The organism is Kitasatospora sp. NPDC058406, from assembly GCF_042722765.1.
Lineage (GTDB): Bacteria > Actinomycetota > Actinomycetes > Streptomycetales > Streptomycetaceae > Kitasatospora.
Genome location: NZ_JBHXKE010000407.1, coordinates 1 through 4865, shown reverse-complemented (window position 1 = coordinate 4865; position 4865 = coordinate 1). Strand labels below are relative to the sequence as shown.

The following is a 4865-nucleotide window of genomic DNA, read 5'->3' as shown; positions in this document are numbered from 1 at the left end:
GTCGCCCGCCCGCACCCTGGAACAGCTCCGAGCCCTTCTGTCCGAGCCCGCCGACAAGGAAGATCAACTCTGACAGTTATTCAGAAACAAGTCCCCAGAGTGCCCGAGTACTGCCGGGCGACCCCGGGCGATGCTTTGCCGTCCTTGGGGAAGCCGGTGTCGTCCACGGCCCACACCTCGGGCCGCACCGTCCGCACGGCCCGCCGTGCCAGGCGGGCCCGGACGTCCTCGACCGGCCAGGTCGAGGACGTCATGAACTGCTGCAACGCCTGGTGGTCGACCCCGAGCCGTTCGGCCATCGGCTGCATCGACTTGCGCCGGCCTTCCAGCAGCAGCCTCCGCAGATACAGCCCGCCCTTGGCCCGCTGGTCACGGCGGGCCAAGGGCGCGAACACCTCCGCCGCGAACTCCTCCAACCGACGCCGCCCCAACGCCAACTCCCCAGCCCTCATACGACCAGAGAACTACCGACCACACGATGCGACAAGCCTCCTAACAAAGCACTACTAGCCGCCATGCGTCGAAGACGGTCGCGCGTCCGAGAGTTCGAACGAGTGGCCGGAAGGGGCGCAGGCGCACAGGTCCGGCACCGGGCCCGGGTCGAACGAGGAGGCGCCCGAACCGGCGCACATCGTTTGCATGCGCCCTTTCCTGCTCCAGCGTGAGCCGGTCGTGCCACTTGACGCCCCGTGCGCCACCTGCGGGGGCGGCGCGCCTGCAGCAAAGAGTCCGTGTCCGACCGATTGACTTGTGGAGCGACGCCGGGCTCAGCCCTGCTGCGCCGCGTGCGCCACCCACGCCCGCGCCGCTTTTCGGGGAGTACGGCCGTGAAGGTTCTGACCCACAACGTGATGTTCCTGTCCTGGCTGATGCAGCAGAGCGAGGGCGACTTCGACAACGCGGCGCGATCGCAGCTGATCGCCGAATCCGCGTACGTCGCCGACCACGACCTGCTGGTCTTCCAGGAGCTCTTCGACCCGGACCCGTCGGAGGAGTTGCTGAAGCGGCTGGAGGGCAGGGGCTACTCCCACCGCACGCCGGTGGTCGGGGTGAGCGAGGAGGGGTGGGATGCCACGCACGGCAAGGAGATCTCGCGGCTGCACGTCCGCGGCGGGGTCGCGATCGTCAGCAGGTGGCCGATCCTGCGCCGGGAGCAGTACATCTACGACATGGCCTGCGGGTGGGACGCGGAGGCCGACAAGGGCTTCGCCTACGTCCTGCTGGAGGTCGACGGGAGGCGGGTGCACGTGGTCGGCACCCACCTCCAGTCCGACGACAGCGGGTGCTCGGCCGGTCAGGCGAAGGTCTCGCGCCGCTCGCAGATGCACGAGATCAACGTCTTCCTGACGGACCGGAGGATTCCGGCGGACGAGCCGGTCATCGTCGCGGGGGACTTCAACACCGATCGCCGCTCGCCCGACTTCGAGGACATCCTGAGCTTCGGGAACCTCCAGGACCCGGGGCCGCGCACGGGCTGGAAGTACTCCTTCGACACGACCGCGAACGGCGTCGCCCTCCACCGGTACCCGGCGGACCCCTCGGAGGACATGGACTGCGTCCTGCTGCGCAAAGGCCACGTCCTCCCGTGCGAGGGCTGGGTGAGCGAGGTACTGAAGGTCGCTTCGCCGCGGTGGGAGGCCGGCGGCCGGACGTACACCGACTTCAGTGACCACTACCCCGTGACCGCAGGCTGCTGAGGCCGGGCGGCGGGCGGGACCCGAAATCCCCCGCACCCCCAGATGTCCGCTCGCCTTCGGGGGCGCGCGGCGGTTGAGGAAGGCGCGCGGAGCGCGCGTCGCCAGAGCATGGCCTGAGGAAAGGAATGGAAACGATGTCCGAGCAGATGTTCATCTCCTGCACGATCAACAACCGCACCAAGTTCAAGCTGAAGGTGCAGAAGTACGACCTGAGCTATGGGAAGTGGGAGGACGTCGGCAACTTCCCCCCGATCGACATCCCGGCGGGCAAGGAACTGGCCGCGTTCCACAGCAGCGGCCGGAAGGGCGCGGCGGCCGGCACCGAGGGTTACGTCATCTACGAGCTGGGAGATGACTCCGGCGCCACCATCAAGATCTACTGGGACATCCCGTGGGGCAGCTCCACCAACACTCTGAAGGTCGAGCCCTCCGACCCGGACATCTCCGTCAACATCAAGGGCTGGGTCGGTTCGGGAGCCGGTGAGGCCCCCGTCCTGACGGTTCACGACGACCGCGGCTAGCCCAGCCGCCGGCGGTGGCCCGCAGTTTCGCCTGCGGGCCGCCATCGCCGCCCGGGCAAGCGGCCTTTTCGGAAGGCGGTACGACGCCGGCGACCGGTTGTAGTCCAGAACACGGAGGAGTGGACATGAGTTATTCGGCGCCCCAGGAGTTCGGCGAGCTCACTTTCGTCTTCAGCGCCGGCGAGACGAAGCCGCCCGCCGGCTACCACGCCCTGTGCAGCGTCATCCCCAAGGACGGGCCGATGACCTGGGTGAAGGAGACCACACCGGGGTCGGGGGCGCTCGCGAAGCCGAAGGACTGGCGCAAGGTCACCGACTCGGACCGGGTGCTGCGCGGGCTGGTGCCGGTGGTGCCCGAGGGATACCGTGCGCTGAGCGCGCTGTGGTCCTCGGACCGGATCCACAAGGCCCATGACATCCTGCTCGACCTTCGTGGCCAGGCCTTCGTCGCCCAGGATGACCTCCGCTGCGTGAAGGAGGAGATCGGTGGCCGCTCCTACGTGGCCGTCGGCGCTTGGCGCGGGCACGGCGGCCTGGAGATCCCCGAGACGATCCGGCCGAAGGTCGTCCCCGAAGGCGCGGGCTGTCTGCTGACGCCCGGAATCGCCACCTGGATCTACTACTTCGACGGCGACTACGAGGGCGAGGACCCCGGCGACGTCTACGTACTGGACGTGCCGATGAAGCAGGTCAAGCAGGGCAAGCTGGAGGACCCGGTCATCGGGGGCTGGGATGACGTGCCCGAACAGACCACGCCGGTCATCGACCGGGAGGTGGTCGTTCCCTGCATCGCCGTCGTCGACAAGGGCAAGTCCACGGACTGGATCGTGCAGAACTCCCCGGCATACACCGTGCGGCGCAAGCGCTTCTACACCCGTCAGGCCGTTCTGAACCTGAGGCAGAACCCGCGGGACGGCTCCGTCACCGACAGCGTCTCGTGGGGAGTGAGCAAGACGGCCTCGGAGACGTACCGGGAGAGCGTCGGCATGTCCGTCGGATTCGAGGCGGGCGTCGAGGTCGAGGGCTTCAGCGCCAAGGTGACCGCGTCCCTGAGCCGTGAACTCGGCTACGAGAGCACGCACTCTGTCACGACCATGGCCCAGGAGTCCAAGGTGGTCAGCGCTCCGGCTCCCGGCCTCCATCTCACGGCCCTCTATTCGGAGAGCCACTGCATCGAAGTGGTTCGAAACGACCCGAACCACACGCTCGCGTCGGGTCAGGAAGGCCTCACCTTCCAGGCCAACGCGTACTACGTGGCTCCCACGTACCCGTCGCCCCAGGACTAGCGGGCGCCGGTCGCCCACGAGTTCCTTCACGATCGATCCGAGAGGACCGGCGATGGGTCGGCTGTCTTTCCGGTGCGTCATCGACAACCGGACCGGGGCTCTCCTGAAACTGCAGGAGGACGAACTGTTCTGGGGACGGTGGGAGAACCGCCGATACCCGTTGCTGGCCCTGGCCGCCGGGGCGGAGACGCTCGCGCTGGCCGGTGTCGCCCTCAGCCCGGCGACCGGCAGTACGTCCGGGTACGTCGTCTACCGGATCGACGACGACCTCCAGGCCCGGATCAGGATCCGCTGGGACGTCTGCTGGGACGGCTCCAACGCCCTGCAGGTCGAGCCGGCCGAGGTCGGCATCAGGGTTGAGGTGACGGGCTGGACGGGGAGTGCAGCCGAGGAGTCGGTCGTCCTGACGGTCCACGACGACCGTTGACGGGACGCGGCAGGACTGCCGGAGGCCCGGTCGTCGCAGTCCGTTCGGCCCCGCCCGGAGTCGGGCGCGGTCCTGGACCGTTCCCCAGCCGATGTCGTGACGGTGGCTCGCCCACCTTCACGCTGTAACGCGGTGCGAAGATCGCCGCAGAAGATCCCGAAGAGAGGAACAGAACATGTCTGAGCGGGCGTACCTCGCCGTCTCGATCAACAATCGCACCAAGGTCGTGTTGAAGGTGCAGAACTATGAACTGGAGGCGGGGACCTGGAAGGGGGTCGGGGACTTCCCCCCTGTCGACGTCCCCCCCGGGGGCAACGGGCCGGCTGCGTTCCACTGCAGCGCCAAGGAGGGAACGGCGTCCGGCATCGAGGGTTATGTCATCTATCAGATGGGAGAGGACCCGAGCACCACCATCAAGATCACGTGGTGGCTTCTGTGGGGCGGCTCCAACGATATCAAGATCGAGCCCTCCGACCCGGACATTTCCGTCAGCATGAAGGGCTGGGTCGGCCACGGAGCCTCCGAGTCTCCGGTGCTGACGGTTCACGACGAACGCGGCTAGGTGTCTTGAGTCGTGATCAACGAGTCGCTCCGGTGAAGTCTTTGATCCAGATCATCGAGGCGCGCAGGTGGAGGCTGGCGAGGTAGCTCTCCGGGGTCTTGTCGTACCTGGTCGCGATGCCCCGCCAGGCCTTCAGCTTGTTGATCAGCCGCTCGACGGTGTTCCTCTCCTTGTAGAGGTCGGTGTCGTGGCTGATGGGTCGACCGTCCCTGGAGCCTTTCTTCTTCCGGTTGGCGGCCTGGTCCCGCTTCTCCGGAATGACAGCCTTGATGTCACGTTTGCTCGGGTGAGCGCGGTTGCCGCGGGACGAGTAGGCCTTGTCCCCCGGCGACAGCGCCGGGTCGGGTGCGAGGGCGGCCGACAGGCCCACTG

General features: G+C 67.5%; 6 protein-coding genes and 1 pseudogene. 5 read left to right on the top strand and 2 right to left on the bottom strand.

Annotation, left to right across the window (positions count from 1 at the left end; all coding sequences use genetic code 11):
* Positions 1–80: 80 nt before the first annotated feature.
* Positions 81–452 (bottom strand): transposase, encoded by a 372-nt coding sequence (locus ACFWOG_RS39580; protein ID WP_380364476.1) that lies wholly within the window; start codon positions 450–452, stop codon positions 81–83.
* Positions 453–827: 375 nt separating this feature from the next.
* Here ACFWOG_RS39580 and ACFWOG_RS39575 point away from each other — a divergent pair, with 375 nt between their 5' ends.
* From ACFWOG_RS39575 to ACFWOG_RS39555, 5 genes are all read left to right on the top strand, one after another.
* A complete protein-coding gene (locus ACFWOG_RS39575) occupies positions 828–1697 on the top strand; it encodes an endonuclease/exonuclease/phosphatase family protein (RefSeq protein WP_380364474.1) in 870 nt (289 codons plus the stop codon).
* Between the two features lie 134 nt (positions 1698–1831).
* A complete protein-coding gene (locus ACFWOG_RS39570; protein WP_380364472.1) occupies positions 1832–2218 on the top strand; it encodes an aegerolysin family protein in 387 nt (128 codons plus the stop codon).
* A gap of 125 nt (positions 2219–2343) precedes the next feature.
* The gene (locus ACFWOG_RS39565) at positions 2344–3504 is read left to right on the top strand and encodes a hypothetical protein (RefSeq protein ID WP_380364470.1); all 1161 of its coding nucleotides are present in this window, start codon (positions 2344–2346) and stop codon (positions 3502–3504) included.
* A gap of 52 nt (positions 3505–3556) precedes the next feature.
* The gene (locus ACFWOG_RS39560; protein ID WP_380364468.1) at positions 3557–3931 is read left to right on the top strand and encodes a hypothetical protein; all 375 of its coding nucleotides are present in this window, start codon (positions 3557–3559) and stop codon (positions 3929–3931) included.
* Positions 3932–4106: 175 nt separating this feature from the next.
* Positions 4107–4493: a hypothetical protein gene (locus ACFWOG_RS39555; protein WP_380364466.1), complete on the top strand. Its 387-nt coding sequence runs from the start codon at positions 4107–4109 to the stop codon at positions 4491–4493.
* Between the two features lie 16 nt (positions 4494–4509).
* Here ACFWOG_RS39555 and ACFWOG_RS39550 read toward each other — a convergent pair.
* Positions 4510–4865 (bottom strand): annotated as a pseudogene (locus tag ACFWOG_RS39550) (transposase); the annotation flags it as partial.